Here is a 15034-nt window from a genome sequence, read left to right on the forward strand (position 1 = left end):
CTAACTTCTGTATGAGATTACTGACTCTTTCACTTCTATGTGACCATATAGCTCAGGTGATACATCAGAAAGATGGCAAAGCATATTTTCAATCGACTGTCGAGATAACGCTTTGTCTTTCACTGGACCTATATGAATAGCTTTAATCGCTTTAGGATCGAAGTCCCAAGCAATATAAGGAATGACAATATTGTTACTTGCACGAAACTGAACCTTTTTTGCTCGGTCTTGCCCTTCGATAGACACTATCATCCTATGCTCTTTTTCTTCAGAAAATCCTTCATTTTTCATCCTCAAACTTGCGATAATGAGTTCAAGGTAAAGTGTTCTCTTCGCAAAAAAATTAGCTCCTTGCATTTTGTATAGCTGAATGGCTTCATTACAATTATTGATGCTACTATAAGCAACTTCAGACTTATTTCTTGAAGAGTAGGCACATTGAATGTTATTAATTTTTGAAGAATCAAACTCTATACAAAACATTCCATAAGCTCGCCATTGACTCAATAAGTCACTCTGTTCACTGAAGCTGGCAATATAATGAGGTGGGATATTTCTGCTTTTGATATGTTCGATAGCACTACTAATATCCGTTTTTATCTCAGACGAGATAACATTGAGATCATCAGAGTGAATCGAATCGGTTAAAATTTTCACACCATCAAACATTTCTTCAGAGTCGTTTAAATACAAGCTATCGGTTAGCCACAATTGATGATTTTTTAAAATCGAAATTAATGCATTCAAGTCAGTGTAGTGAAAGAGTGAAAAATTGGAACCTCTTTTGTCTTTTGGCGTCATAAACGAAGTGTTTTTATCTTCTGAAACAATATTGTATTGCTCTATTTCGTATTTATTATTCAATCGAAACCTTCAATTTGATGTTTAAGCTTGCATTCAAATTGTACTACTCTCGTTGCATAATTAAAACGTAGATTGAGTGTTCTTTTGAGATTAACGTGCGGACTTTTACATCATAATAAGTAAATAGACCAAGCAACCCAATCTATAACTAACTGATTAGTAAGGGGTGGAGGGGTAATGTTATCTTTGGGAATAAAATCACTCCTTTAAGGATATCAAAATGTCATCTTTAGATGATGATAAGATCGAAGGTGTGACTTGTCACATTGCATCAATCGAAGCAAATCTTAGCCTTTCTGATCCAAGCGATAGCTCTATCTCTTGTCGTCAAACGGGCGAAATCACTCCAGAAATGATTGCTAAAATAGACAAAAGTAAATCAGGTGAAGTGGTATTCAAGCAGTCGAAAAGTATCTTTTTTAAAACGATGAAGGTTCGTCGTATCTACGATGCTGAGAATCAATCGCTGCTTTACTTGTCTTACACAACCAAAGAAACAGAAGGCAGTTTCAAACATAGCCTTTCAACCGTTCCGCTATGGGGTACAAAGGCTTACGTAGATCCGGCAACACTCGTTCCAGTCGAATAGTCTCACACGAATGGTCTGAAGCAAGAGTAAGCTGAATCACCTGTACAGACATTGCGCAGGTGATTCAAAATGTAATAAAAATGAAAGAAACAGAAACAAAATGTGATATCATGCGGCAAAATTTTTTCACTGTATTTGTCATATGAAATTTCCTGGACAGCGTAAATCTAAGCACTACTTTCCAACTCACGCCCGTGATCCGTTGGTCAACCAAATTCAACAAACACCTAAACTTCACCGCGCAACAATTGTCGGTGTGGGTCAAACTATTGTTGATATCGAGGCCCGTGTTGACAACGCGTTCCTAGAAAAATACGAGCTGAGTAAAGGTCACTCACTAGTATTGGAAGAAAGTAAAGCAGATGCGCTGTATGAAGAATTAGTTCAACGCGGTTTGATCACGCATCAATACCCTGGCGATACTATCGGCAATACATTGCACAACTATTCCGTACTTGCAGACAGTAAATCTGTCCTGCTTGGCGTAATGTCTAAGAAGATTGAAGTTGGCTCATTTGGTTACCGCTACCTTTGCCGCACTTCTTCTCGTATGAACTTAAACCACCTACAAACCGTTGATGGTCCAATTGGTCGTTGTTACACGCTCATTACCGAAGATGGCGAACGTACGTTTGCGATCAACGAAGGACACATGAACCAACTACTCCCTGAAAGTATTCCTGAACAGATTTTTGAAAAAGCGTCTGCATTGGTTGTGTCTTCATACTTAATGCGCGGTAAGCCTGAAGATCCGATGCCAAAAGCGGTACAAAAAGCGATTGAATACGCGAAAGCGCACAATGTGCCAGTTGTACTGACGCTTGGTACGAAGTACGTGATCGAAGGTAACGCTAAATGGTGGCAAGAATACCTGAAAGAGAACGTAACCATCGTCGCAATGAACGAAGATGAAGGTGAAGCCTTAACCGGTGAAAAAGATCCTTTGCTAGCGGCGAACAAAGCGCTTGAGTGGGTTGACCTAGTTCTCTGCACTGCAGGCCCTGTCGGCTTATACATGGCAGGCTACACTGACGAGCCAGCGAAACGCGAAACAACACTACCGTTATTACCGGGTAACATTCCTGAATTTAACAAATACGAATTCAGCCGTGCGATGCGTAAGCAAGACTGTAAAGACCCAGTAAAAGTGTACTCTCACATCGGCCCTTACTTAGGTGGCCCACTTGAGATTAAAAACACAAACGGTGCTGGTGATGGCGCGCTTTCGGCACTTCTACATGACATGGCGGCGAACAGTTACCATCACGTGAACGTACCGAATTCAGAGAAACACGAGCACGCGTGCTTAACTTACTCGTCACTGTCTCAAATTTGTAAGTACGCAAACCGCGTAAGCTACGAAGTATTGACTCAGCACTCTCCTCGCCTTTCTCGTGCACTACCAGAACGCGAAGATAGCTTAGAAGAAACATACTGGGATCGATAATCAACCATGCCAGGTTGTTAACTCATCAAAGTTGATGACCAGCTAGATTTTCCATTCCTGAAGGGCTGCTATATGCAGCCCTTTTTGTATTCAGCACTAATATAACAACAGCTGAAGGTAGTCACATCGAATATTTTGCTCATTTAACATTTGATCTCGCGCAATGACTCTTTAGATCTGTTATCTTCCAGCACATAATTCGTGTGGTTTGCCTTTACTTGGCAAATTTATACAGTACTATCGCCACGCAAACGTTTACGTACCACCTTTCGGTTCTGATATAAGGATCAAATATGCTGTCTGATATTGATATTTGTCGCTCTACTCCCCTTAAAAACATCAGTGAAGTTGCCAAACAAGCTGGCCTGCAACACAACGAACATCAGCCATTAGGGCAATACAAATCTAAAGTGTCTCTGACATCGCTTGAACGCCTCGTTAACCAACAAGATGGTAAATTGGTCGTGGTGACTGCTATCACACCAACGCCTCTTGGCGAAGGAAAAACCGTCACTACTATCGGTTTAGCGCAAGGCCTCGCAAAGATTAACCAATCTGCGATGGCCTGCATTCGCCAGCCTTCAATGGGCCCAGTATTTGGTGTAAAAGGCGGCGCAGCGGGCGGTGGTTACTCTCAAGTCGCCCCTATGGAGCAATTAAACCTTCACCTCACTGGTGACATTCACGCCGTGACAGCCGCTCATAACCTCGCCTCTGCAGCCATTGATGCACGCTTATATCATGAACACCGTGAAGGATTAGAAGCCTTTGAAGCACGTTCAGGCTTAAAAGCACTCAACATTGATCCTAGTAGAATCGTTTGGCGACGTGTACTGGACCATAATGACCGTGCATTGCGCATGATCACAGTAGGCAAAAACGAAGCAGACAAAACAATTAATGGCCTTGAACGCGAAGATGGTTTTGATATCTCAGCCGCTTCAGAGCTGATGGCTATTCTCGCTCTTGCCGATGATCTACAAGACCTACGCAAGCGTATCGGCCGTGTGGTACTCGCATACAACAATCAAGGTTCGCCATTAACCGCAGAAGACTTCAACGTCGCGGGCGCTATGACAGTAACGATGAAGGACTCTATTGAACCAACATTGATGCAAACCCTTGAAGGCGTTCCTACTCTAATACACGCAGGGCCTTTCGCTAACATCGCACACGGTAACTCATCTATTATTGCTGATAAGATCGCGTTAAAGCTGAGTGACTTCGTCGTGACAGAAGGTGGTTTCGGCTCAGACATGGGTTTTGAGAAGGCGTGTAACATCAAGGTTAAAGCGTCGAACAAGAAGCCCGATTGCGCAGTAGTTGTCGCAACATTACGCGGATTAAAAGCCAACTCTGGTTTATACGATTTGAGACCGGGTACTCCATTACCTGATTCAATCTTTAATGACGATCAAGACGCACTCACTGCAGGCTTTGAGAACCTTAAATGGCACATCAACAACGTTAAACAATACCAAGTGCCTACTGTCGTTGCGATCAATCGATTCCCACAAGATTCAGCTCAAGAGCTCGACGCATTGAAACAAATGATCATCGACTTTGACCCAAGTGTCAGCGTTGAAGTGAGTGAAGCCTTTGGTCAAGGTGGTGAAGGTGCAATTAAGTTGGCTCACGCCGTGGTAAAAGCATGCCAAACAGAGAGTAAATTTAAGCCTTTGTACTACTCTGAGCAAAGCTTAGAAGAGAAACTGATGGCAGTCGCTGAAGTCGGATACGGCGCAGCAAGTATTTCGCTATCACCACTGGCAAGAAAGCAACTAACTGAGTTCAACCAACACGGCTATAGCGACCTATCGGTTTGTTTGGCAAAAACGCCATTATCGATTTCAACAGAAGCTCAAATAAAGGGTGCACCCACTCAGTTTGACGTACCCGTTAGAGAGCTCAAACTGTGTGCTGGTGCCGGCTTCGTCTACGCTTTGTGCGGCAACGTAATGACCATGCCAGGCTTACCTGACAAACCGGCTTTCATGTCATTAGATATTGATAGTAATGGAAATATTATCGGCCTAAGCTAGGTGTCCTTAGCTAGATAAACGGCAATTAATCGCGATTAATTGGGCTCAAGTTTCAGAGCGGCGTTCTATATTGAGCAATCATTTCCTAACGAAGTGATTGCTCAATAATCAAGCTTAAATGCAAAAAGTTGCAGTAAAATCGTAGTTATATGCAAATCTTGTTTTAAGTTCTGGGTTAAGATCACATTAAAAACCCCATAAAATATATAGTATTGCGCTGATTCTTTGAGGACAGTGATGAATACGAGTATAAAAAAACTAGTCAGCCAATTTCTATGCACCATATTTGCCCTAGGATTAGTCCCTGCCCTCTACATCAATTCTGAACTTGACAGAATTGATGCTCAGCATACTCTAAATATTAAGCAGTCTAGCCAAAACCAAATCGAATACAGTTTTCACGAACTGGCCGTTATTGTTGAGCAAATATCTAATTCTGTTCCTTCTATCGCAGACTCTCAAACGTTACTTCGCGCAATTGAAGAACCATCAATTGTTCATAAACAAGCTCTGCAAGATCTGTGGGTGATGTTAGCTCGCGGACAACAATACTATTCTCAACTTCGCTATCTCGACCTAGAAGGTAACGAGGTTTACCGTATCAACTACAACAACAAGAAAGCGACAATAGTTCCTGAGAATAAACTGCAGAACAAGTCGGCTCGTAGCTACTTTAAAGATCTCCACCGACTGAAGATTGGAGAAGTAAGCTCCAACGGTATCGATTTAGAGATTGAGAATGGTGAAGTCGTCCATCCTTTGATGCCAGCCTTGAGGATAATGACACCCGTCGCCTCAGAAGATCGTATTATTGGCTACTTTATTGCTAACCTTAATATGCTTGAGGTCTACGACCGCCTTCTTTATCAAATCGGTCCATCATCAGCCGTCCCAGTCATTCTTAACAGAACCGGACATGTCATCATGGGCCCTGATATCGAAGAATCGTTTGGGCATCTTATTGAATCTCGTTCAGATAAAACCTATGCGAAGCTTTACCCAGAGCTTTGGAAAGCCATTCAAGAAAATACCTCTTCTAGCTACTTTGATGGTAAAAACTGGTATTTTCACTCAGATATCAGCCCTAAAATAAAGCAATTTAAAGGACCAATTTATTTGGTTCTTCATGTTGAAAACCAACAATTTAGCAGCCAATACCGACAAGAAAAACAAGCCATATTCGTGCAGATCATTACCTTATCTTTCTTAATTTCGATGATTTCAGCTGGTTTTGTACTTTGGAACAGTAACCATAAAAAGAACAGCATCGATAGCCAACTGGCTAAAGCCGCGATGAATGGCATGTCAGCCTTGGTAATTACTGACCGAAATAACCGAATCATCAAAGTAAACCAAGAGTTTACTCGCGTGAGTGGCTACGATTTGGAAGATGTAAAAGGGCGTCAGCCTTCGATGTTTGCCTCTGGTCGCTACAATCAAGAGTTCTACATCAAGATGTGGAGCATTATCACTAAGACGGGAGTTTGGGAAGGTGAAGTGGTCAATCGCCGTAAAGACGGATCTTTGATCACTGAAATACTACGAATCCAAACCATCAAAGATTCGAAGGATGTGATTCAGTTTTACGTCGCTTCTTTTGTCGATATTAGTAAACATAAAGAACTCGAAAAAAAGCTCAGAAATCTAAGTGAAAAAGACGCATTAGCTGGTTGCTGGAATCGAAGAAAATTTGACCTTGAACTTCGTGACGAATGTTCTCGTGTGAATCGTTACCCTACTCGCGAGCAATCTTGCTTAGCTATCTTGGATATTGACTACTTCAAACGCATTAACGACAGATTTGGGCACGATTACGGTGATCGAGTCATTCAAACAGTCGCTCAAGTACTTCAGCGTGAATGCCGTGAAACCGATTTTGTTGCTCGCATTGGTGGCGAAGAGTTTGGTGTTATTCTGCCTCACACCACAACAGAAGGAGCTGAATACGTTCTCAACAGGCTGAGAATTGCTGTCAGCCTTGAACTCGATAACGTAGTCACTGTGAGTGGCGGCATTACTAACATCACCAATGATCCAGCGCTGAACTACAAGTGCGCTGATTTAGCGTTATACGAAGCTAAAGCAGCAGGTAGAAACAATGTATGCTTATTCCTAGACAAAGAAATGAGTGAAATAGCCTAACAATAGATAGTACAAGCACTCTTGTTAGGCTCTCGATCAACTTGGGGCCGGGTAAAACTCTAACTTGTTCCCTTCTACCACCAGAATACAATCCATCTTCGCAGCATGAGCGGCTTGTTTACCTAAGTTCGTATCTTCAAACACAACACACTGCTTTGGCTGTAATCCCATACCAAAACACGCATCTAAGAAGGTATCTGGGTTGGGTTTGTGATTCTTAACGTCTGTTGCTGTCACTAGGATATCGAGCTTGCTCAAGATATCTGTTTTGTCCAACAACTGTTCTGCACTTTTACGTTGGCTACCCGTCCCGACGGCAATCTTCTTGCTACCTAAATTTTCTAATAACAGAGAATGGGTACAAGGGATGATATCTCCTTTGTCTTCAATCGCAGCAAACGACGCCATCTTAAACGTAGAAACCGCTTGTGGATCGAGCGATAACCCGTATTTACTGTTCACCTCACCCGCGATCTTATAACTCGGCATGCCACCTAAGCTATGCAGCCAAGACGCTTCAAAATGAAAACCGAATTCTTCAGCCGTTTGCTGCCACGCCTTTACATGTGCTGGCATTGTATCGATCAACGTACCATCCATATCAAAGATTAATCCATCATATGCCGTTAAATCTATTTTCATCACTACTACCACTCTTTGAGAAAGTTACTGATACCATAACCAATATTCAGTATCATGACCCCATATTACCGTTCAAAATGGATGTTTATGTTACAAATATCTAACTCTGTTTCGATTCAAGACTGGGAACTCCAGTTAACTGCGATCAGAGCACAAGGAGCAGGCGGACAAAACGTCAATAAAGTATCAAGTGCGATACATTTGCGTTTTGACATCAAGCACTCCACCCTACCAGATTTCTATAAAGAGAAACTGCTTGCACACAAAGATAGCCGCATCACTAAAGATGGCGTGATTATCATTAAGGCCCAGCAGTATAGAACTCAAGAACAAAACCGTGATGATGCTTTGGTGCGTTTGAAAGAACTTATCTTGGAAGCAACAAAAGTTCAAAAAGTGAGACGAGCGACTAAGCCGACGCGTGGCTCTCAGAAAAGACGTTTAGAAGGAAAGAAACAAAGAAGCACCACCAAGCAACTGCGCGGAAGAGTAGAATAATTGTTTCATGTCACCCAGTGAACACGTCACCCATGAAACAACCGCTCTAACTCTATTTATTTAGAGGAAAGACGATACCTATTAGAACAAAACTCTACTGCTGTTTTTTGACCGACAAAATCAGCTTGATTAACAGCATGCGCTCTTCGCTAGTCAGTAAACGACTTACCGCCGCTACGTCTTCCGCTGTCGCTTGTGATGCGCCAACGACATCCAGTACCACATCCAAATCGGTAACTTTCAACGTCCTCGTGAGCGAACGATACTGAGACATTTTGATATCAGCTTCACCACGCTCGATTCGTTGATAGGTTTTTAAACTCATTCCCGCACTTGAGGCTAATTTTTCCTGGGACAAATTGGCGAGCTTCCTGCGATCAATCAGCGCCATGATTATGGGTTCTTGTGACATAAGCTTATCCTCAATAGACAGTTATGACCTAATTTCAGCAAGAAGCAGACCATATTGACTCGCAACGGTTTACATACGCCATTAAAGGCATATTATTCGATTATTAAAAAACGTTACGTTTCATAAACTTTGACACTTAGATCGGTCGCGAGCGTACAGGCTAGTAAACTTGAATATTCAAGTGTTGGGAAATAAGAAAAATTGCAAATTGCGAATAATGAAGGCGTCAAATTGGAAATTGCGAATCGCTATACATTGGCATTTCCTTGCATCAAGCACGCATTAGAATCAGAAAATACCCGCAATCAAATTATCGCGGTACAGCATAGGCTACTCACTTACAAAGAAGTGTTGTTGCACGGGAACATGTTGGAAGACAAGGAATTAAGACAGGCTTTTTCTGCGTTGAACCAAGATGAAAAAGATGTCGCGCAAGGCGGTATTAAAAGCATCAACGATGCAATAAAAGAGATGGACGAGATTCTAGAAAGGTACAGCCGTAAAGCAGTTGTAGAACTAAGCAACTAAGCGGGTAAATGACTAAACAGCTAAACCTGCAGACATAAAAAAGTCGACGCTATCGTTAGATACAGCGTCGACTTGTTCAAAACATTGAAGTTCTAACGTAACACGGCTTTTCTAAGACCCGCGAACAACATCAGCATACCTAGCAAACCAAATGAAACACTACCGCCACTGCTACCAGAGCCAGTCGATGTACGTGCATTCACATAAGCTGTTCGCTTAGCATCAGTAGAAACAAACTTAGCGGTTTCAGTTCCTGCAATCACACTGTCTATCCAAGCTTCATAATCATGGATTTCAGTGAATACCGATGTCACAGTAGCACTACCACCACAAGTATCTGGTCCAAAGCTGGTAATACCAACTTGTCTGTAGTCAGCACCATCTTTCCAATACACTGGGCCGCCTGAATCGCCTTGACACGTACCATTAAATAGCCCGGTAAATGCGCTGTAATCGCCGTTAAAACAGATTTGATTATCAGTTAACGCTGAGCCGTCAGTAAAGGCTGAAGTACAAGTAGCGTTGTCTACGTAATTCAGGTCAGCCTTCTGCAACAAAGTTGTCCCATCAAAGCCTGAACGTGTATCACCATGCCCAACAGCAACAAAGTCATTAACACCAAAACGGTAACTCTCATCGGAAGGACGCTTAACCACATCGTTAACTGAATCGATATTAAGTGCGCTTTCTAGCTTAAGAATAGCAACATCATTGCGTAATAGATCACTCAACGCATTTGAATAGTCACTGCGATAGTAAACTTCTGAGACTCGCGCTTTTTGGATGTTCCCATTAGGAAACTGAGAAGTATCTTCAATTTGAGGAACGACAACCGTAAATAACTGCCCTTCTTCATTGCCGTAAATACAGTGTGCTGCCGTCAGAATATGCGTTGGATCTAAAATTGTTGCTCCACAGTAAGGGCCTGTAGAGTAAACACCGTCATAATCAATACGATCAATGAACAAGCTCGCCATCGAAGGAAACTCAGTGACCGAAGCATTGCTACCATTCACGATATAAGGCGTTACACCCGTATTAGGAGTACTTTCGACCGAGTTTTCTGTCGCCATAACACTTGATGTGTAAATCAATGGCGCTAAAAGCCCTAAAACGGCTTTACGAACCGGACTCACTGCATAGTTCACATTCATAGTTAACTCCTTGTAACCGCTACGACTTATTTATAAAAATGATATGTGGACACCATAACACGGCGTAACCCTGAGTATAGTAAGTATTTGTAACGATATGGCCACATCTCTCATTTTATAAACGGATTTATCGACAACTTATCTCAGCCAATCATCCTAAGTTTATACGTTGCGAAAAACAAAAAAGCCTACCGTTAACACCCTCAAATACAGAGAAGCAAACAATAGGCTTTGATTTAGCTTAGTGGTTTCTCTTAAAAGAGATTAGCCACGGTAGTAACGCTGAGGTACGAAAGGCATTTTTTCTACTGTCATTGGTAGCTTCTTGCCACGAACGTCAGCGAATACTTCAGTGCCAATTGCTGCTAGGTCTGTACGAACGTACGCCATAGAAACGGGCTTGCCAGCGTTAGGGCCAGCAGTACCGCTCGTTACAACGCCAATCTTGTTGTCTTCAGCATCGAACAATTCAGCACCTTCACGTACTGGTGCTTTAGTTTGACCCACTAGACCAACACGCTTACGTTGAACATCTTTCGTTGCGATTTGCTCAAGGATGATATCAGCGCCTGGGAAACCGCCAGCACGCTCACCGTCAGTACGACGAACTTTTTGAATACCCCATAGAAGGCTAGCTTCTACTGGTGTTGTCGTTGTGTCTAGGTCGTGACCGTATAAACATAGACCACACTCAAGACGAAGTGAGTCACGAGCGCCAAGGCCAATCCACTCTACTTCTGCTTCTGATGTTAGTTTACGAGCAAGTGCTTCAGCGTGATCGTTCGGTACTGAGATTTCGTAGCCGTCTTCCCCGGTATAACCACTGCGGCTAACGATGCACTCTACGCCGTCGATATCGACTTTTTGAACGTCCATGAACAGCATGTCTGCAACACTTGGTTGGAAACGAGCAAGAACTTCAGACGCTTTAGGGCCTTGAAGTGCTAATAGAGCGCGATCATCAATCACTTCCATTTCTACGTCAGCTGGAAGGTGCGCAGTTAGGTGGTCGATATCTTGTGTTTTACAAGCCGCGTTCACAACAACAAACAGGTGATCGCCTAGGTTAGCCACCATCAGGTCATCCATAATGCCGCCCTGCTCGTTGGTAAAGAACGCATAGCGCTGCTTACCAGAAGGAAGGTCAATAATATCTACAGGAACCAAAGATTCTAAGACAGCTGCTGCGTTTGCGCCATGAAGACGAAGTTGCCCCATGTGAGAAACATCAAAAAGACCGGCAGCATCACGAGTGTGTAAGTGCTCTTTCTTTACACCTAGTGGATACTGAACTGGCATATCGTAGCCAGCGAAAGGAACCATTTTTGCACCCTCTTCAACATGAAGTGCATGCAGTGGTGTTGTTAGTAGGTCTTGATTAGCGTGTTCTTGAGTCATTTTCTTCTCCATGAAGCGTTGCAGGCTGTCCAAAGTCGAGTCTGCCGCTTATATCTCTATTTAGAGTCGCCTCTAACGATAAGTCTCATCATTAGTCACCTCAGCGTATTCGCGTTAGTCACCTTGACGTCTTAACCTTAGAAACAGTAGATAGTAAAAAGTGATGTCTTTTATATAGGCTTATATCGTTAGCTTGATAAATCAGGTTAGCTGTACAAAAGCTCTACAAGTCACTTTCTAAGAATTCACTTCAGTAAACTTCAATCAACATGAGTAAACCGTGTTCACTATAATAAACAAGCCTGAGTCAGTTTTACACCCTTAACAATAGTAAAACAGTTCAAAATGTGACATTTAACAATTTAAAAACAATTTTTCGATGCATACAAAAACGCGATATTGATGATTATCACATCAATATCGCGTCTATTGGCAAACGTTAGAAACAATAGCAAACGGTTGCATTCACTATAAGAAATTCCAACTTTGTTAATTTATTTTGCTGTCACCCACAAAATGAGCGCGTCTTCTGCGCTGGTCGAGATAAGCATGTGACCCATATTGGCATCGTAATACATGCTATCACCTTCACTCATTGGCACAGGTTCATAGAATTCTGAGTAGAACATCACATCACCAGAGATGATCATCAAAAACTCTTCACCGTCGTGACGTACCCAATCGTTATACTCTTCAAAAGTACGCGCTCTCACGCGACTCTTAAAGGGCATCATCTTCTTATTAGACAGCTCTGTTGCAAGCAGTTCATGCTCGTACGTTGGGGTTGGGTGAGGTTTACCTTGACCAGCCTTAGTTAAGTCACGACGCCCTGTCGCTACCTTTTTCCTTGGTGGCTCAAACAGTTGGGGCATGTTTATTTGTAAGCCCATCGCTAGTTTTTGCATCGCTTGGAAGGTTGGCGAGATTTGCTCGTTCTCAATTTTGCTGAGCGTAGAGCGAGCTAAACCAGTACGTTGGCTCGCTTCTTCTAACGTAATCCCAAGCTTGCCGCGGATATCTTTAATACGCTGGCCAAGCCTAAGTGGTTCGATATTCTGGTCTAACGTTTCCTTCGCCAACGTTAAAGATGGGTACTCATCATAAATGTCTTCTGACATAGGTCCCTCATTAAATTCTTGCTTCCTGTCTATTAATTTCATTGTTGCATGAAGCGCTTTGTTGATTAAAGAGCACACAGAGAAATAAAGCGTGCTCCCCGTAGCAAAACAAGAAAAGTTGTTTCCTATTGGAAATTTTTGTTGAAAATTGATTTTATCGGAGCTATGTTATCGACTTGTTAGATGAAGAGATGCTACTTCGGCTTGCAGCAAATGATAGATTTAACATTTGTAAAAGCTGTTTTTTACCCGAACTTTTTGGGAAACAATTCGTGCTGCATTGACCCTACAACGATCGATTAGACGCTGTAAGAGTATATTTATAACGCAATTCACGTTTATCTATACCTATATAGCGCAAACGATACCGATGCAGAAATCAACGTAAGACCTAATGGACTATAAAAATAATCACCATTAGCTTAATGAAAGGTCTCGACAATGAACGCTTACCAAAACCATAGCTTAGACAGTTTTTTCACTACGAACCTATCTGGTACTGACGACGCAGTATTTGCTGGCATCCAAGCAGAGAACACTCGTCAAAACGAACAAATCGAACTTATTGCTTCTGAGAACATCGTTTCTAAAGCAGTAATGCAAGCTCAAGGCACTTGCCTAACCAACAAATACGCAGAAGGCTACCCTGGCCGTCGTTACTACGGTGGTTGTGAGCACGTAGATACCGTTGAAGCTATCGCGATTGAACGCGCTAAACAGCTGTTCAAATGTGAATACGTAAACGTACAGCCTCACTCTGGCGCTCAAGCAAACGGTGCAGTTAAACTTGCGCTACTTCAACCTGGCGACACTATCCTAGGTATGTCTCTTGACGCTGGTGGCCACCTTACACACGGTGCGCGCCCTGCAATGTCTGGTAAATGGTTCAACGCCGTTCAATATGGCGTAGACCGCGACACACTTGAAATTGATTACGAAGCGGTTCGCGCTTTAGCAATCGAAAGTCAACCTAAAATGATTATTGCTGGTGGTAGTGCTATCCCACGCGTTATTGATTTCGCTAAGTTCCGCGAAATCGCTGACGAAGTTGGCGCTATCCTAATGGTTGATATGGCACACATCGCGGGTCTTATCGCGACAGGTGCTCACCCTAGCCCACTACCACACGCACACGTTGTTACTACAACAACGCACAAAACACTTCGTGGCCCACGCGGCGGTATGATTCTTACGAACCACGAAGACATCAATAAAAAGATCAACTCAGCTGTGTTCCCTGGCCTTCAAGGCGGTCCACTAATGCACGTTATCGCGGCTAAAGCAGTGGCGTTTGGCGAAGCTCTTGGCCCAGAATTTAATACTTATATTGATTCAGTGATCGACAACGCAAAAGTTCTTGCTGAAGTGTTGCAAACTCGCGGTTGTGACATTGTGACAGGCGGAACTGACACGCACCTAATGCTGGTTGATCTTCGTCCTAAGGGCTTGAAAGGTAACGTAACTGAAGAAGCATTAGAGCGTGCAGGGATCACATGTAACAAAAATGGCATACCATTCGATACAGAGAAGCCTATGATTACTTCTGGTATCCGTTTAGGCACGCCAGCTGGAACCACTCGTGGTTTTGGCACTGAAGAATTCAAACTTATCGGTGAATGGATCGGCGATGTACTTGATGGCTTAGTTGAAAGCCCTGAAGGCAATGCTGAAGTTGAGCAACGTGTTCGCAAGCAAGTTAAAGAGCTTTGCAAACGCTTCCCTCTTTACCGTTAAACCGTTTTTAAGATTTAAATTAAAACCTCATAAATTTTTGGAGAATAAGCAATGGACAATACACTAAAGTTTGCAGACAGCCACGAGTGGGTAAAAGACAACGGTGACGGTACTGTAACTATCGGTATTTCTGAGCACGCTCAAGAGATGCTAGGTGACGTTGTGTTTGTTGACCTGCCTGACACTGGAGACGAAATCGAAGCTGGCGAAAGCTTCTCTCTAGTTGAATCAGTGAAAGCAGCTTCTGATATCTACGCACCAATCTCTGGCGAAATCGTAGAAATCAACGAAGAATTAGAAGATAGCCCAGAGTTAATTAACGAAGAATCTTATGAAGGTGGTTGGATTGTTAAAGTGAAGATGTCTGATGCGTCTGAACTAAACAACCTTAAAGATGCGGAAGAATACCTAAGCTCTATCGAAGAAGACTAATAGGTTCCTCATTACGATAAAGCTGCTCTTTGGA

The 15034-nt window shown here is 42.7% G+C and carries 13 protein-coding genes and 1 pseudogene; 8 read left to right on the forward strand and 6 right to left on the reverse strand.

Annotated features, from left to right (window positions below; translation table 11 throughout):
- Positions 1–864, reverse strand: coding sequence for a DUF2971 domain-containing protein (locus M4S28_RS23560; protein WP_249633021.1), 864 nt, complete (start codon positions 862–864; stop codon positions 1–3).
- A gap of 202 nt (positions 865–1066) precedes the next feature.
- On the opposite strand from M4S28_RS23560, the pseudogene M4S28_RS23565 reads away from it, so the two are divergent.
- From M4S28_RS23565 to M4S28_RS23580, 4 genes and pseudogenes are all read left to right on the forward strand, one after another.
- Positions 1067–1453, forward strand: a pseudogene (locus M4S28_RS23565) (CreA family protein); the annotation flags it as partial.
- Between the two features lie 142 nt (positions 1454–1595).
- Positions 1596–2900 carry an inosine/guanosine kinase gene (locus tag M4S28_RS23570; RefSeq protein ID WP_249633022.1) on the forward strand — a complete coding sequence of 435 codons (1305 nt, stop codon included), beginning with the start codon at positions 1596–1598 and terminating at the stop codon, positions 2898–2900.
- Between the two features lie 293 nt (positions 2901–3193).
- Positions 3194–4942, forward strand: coding sequence for a formate--tetrahydrofolate ligase (locus M4S28_RS23575; RefSeq protein ID WP_249633023.1), 1749 nt, complete (start codon positions 3194–3196; stop codon positions 4940–4942).
- A 237-nt stretch (positions 4943–5179) separates the two neighbouring features.
- Positions 5180–7084 (forward strand): sensor domain-containing diguanylate cyclase, encoded by a 1905-nt coding sequence (locus M4S28_RS23580; protein WP_249633024.1) that lies wholly within the window; start codon positions 5180–5182, stop codon positions 7082–7084.
- Positions 7085–7120: 36 nt separating this feature from the next.
- Here M4S28_RS23580 and M4S28_RS23585 read toward each other — a convergent pair whose 3' ends face one another.
- Complete coding sequence (locus tag M4S28_RS23585; RefSeq protein ID WP_102534169.1) at positions 7121–7726, reverse strand: beta-phosphoglucomutase family hydrolase; 606 nt, start codon at positions 7724–7726, stop codon at positions 7121–7123.
- 87 nt (positions 7727–7813) lie between these two features.
- Between M4S28_RS23585 and arfB the strand changes: the two genes are divergently transcribed.
- Positions 7814–8224, forward strand: coding sequence for an alternative ribosome rescue aminoacyl-tRNA hydrolase ArfB (gene arfB, locus M4S28_RS23590; RefSeq protein ID WP_004730912.1), 411 nt, complete (start codon positions 7814–7816; stop codon positions 8222–8224).
- Between the two features lie 94 nt (positions 8225–8318).
- Here the strand turns inward: arfB and M4S28_RS23595 are convergent, their stop codons facing one another.
- Entirely contained in the window at positions 8319–8636 is a 318-nt protein-coding gene (locus M4S28_RS23595; protein ID WP_004730913.1) for a helix-turn-helix transcriptional regulator, read from the reverse strand.
- Between the two features lie 201 nt (positions 8637–8837).
- Between M4S28_RS23595 and M4S28_RS23600 the strand changes: the two genes are divergently transcribed.
- On the forward strand, positions 8838–9164 hold the full coding sequence (locus M4S28_RS23600; protein WP_004730914.1) for a hypothetical protein: 327 nt from the start codon (positions 8838–8840) through the stop codon (positions 9162–9164).
- A 92-nt stretch (positions 9165–9256) separates the two neighbouring features.
- Here the strand turns inward: M4S28_RS23600 and M4S28_RS23605 are convergent, their stop codons facing one another.
- The 3 genes from M4S28_RS23605 to M4S28_RS23615 all read right to left on the reverse strand — a co-directional run bounded on the left by M4S28_RS23605 (position 9257) and on the right by M4S28_RS23615 (position 12834).
- Positions 9257–10318 carry a S1 family peptidase gene (locus M4S28_RS23605; protein WP_249633025.1) on the reverse strand — a complete coding sequence of 354 codons (1062 nt, stop codon included), beginning with the start codon at positions 10316–10318 and terminating at the stop codon, positions 9257–9259.
- Between the two features lie 264 nt (positions 10319–10582).
- The gene (gene gcvT / locus M4S28_RS23610) at positions 10583–11716 is read right to left on the reverse strand and encodes a glycine cleavage system aminomethyltransferase GcvT (protein ID WP_029223675.1); all 1134 of its coding nucleotides are present in this window, start codon (positions 11714–11716) and stop codon (positions 10583–10585) included.
- A gap of 494 nt (positions 11717–12210) precedes the next feature.
- Positions 12211–12834, reverse strand: a complete 624-nt coding sequence (locus tag M4S28_RS23615; protein ID WP_017082298.1) for a helix-turn-helix domain-containing protein — start codon at positions 12832–12834, stop codon at positions 12211–12213.
- A 441-nt stretch (positions 12835–13275) separates the two neighbouring features.
- Between M4S28_RS23615 and M4S28_RS23620 the strand changes: the two genes are divergently transcribed.
- Together M4S28_RS23620 and gcvH are read left to right on the forward strand one after the other, a co-directional pair.
- Positions 13276–14568, forward strand: coding sequence for a serine hydroxymethyltransferase (locus M4S28_RS23620; RefSeq protein ID WP_017082299.1), 1293 nt, complete (start codon positions 13276–13278; stop codon positions 14566–14568).
- A 51-nt stretch (positions 14569–14619) separates the two neighbouring features.
- Positions 14620–15000, forward strand: coding sequence for a glycine cleavage system protein GcvH (gene gcvH / locus M4S28_RS23625; RefSeq protein WP_004730871.1), 381 nt, complete (start codon positions 14620–14622; stop codon positions 14998–15000).
- Positions 15001–15034 lie beyond the last annotated feature (34 nt).

This window comes from Vibrio sp. J383 (assembly GCF_023503985.1).
Classification (GTDB): Bacteria; Pseudomonadota; Gammaproteobacteria; order Enterobacterales; family Vibrionaceae; genus Vibrio; species Vibrio splendidus.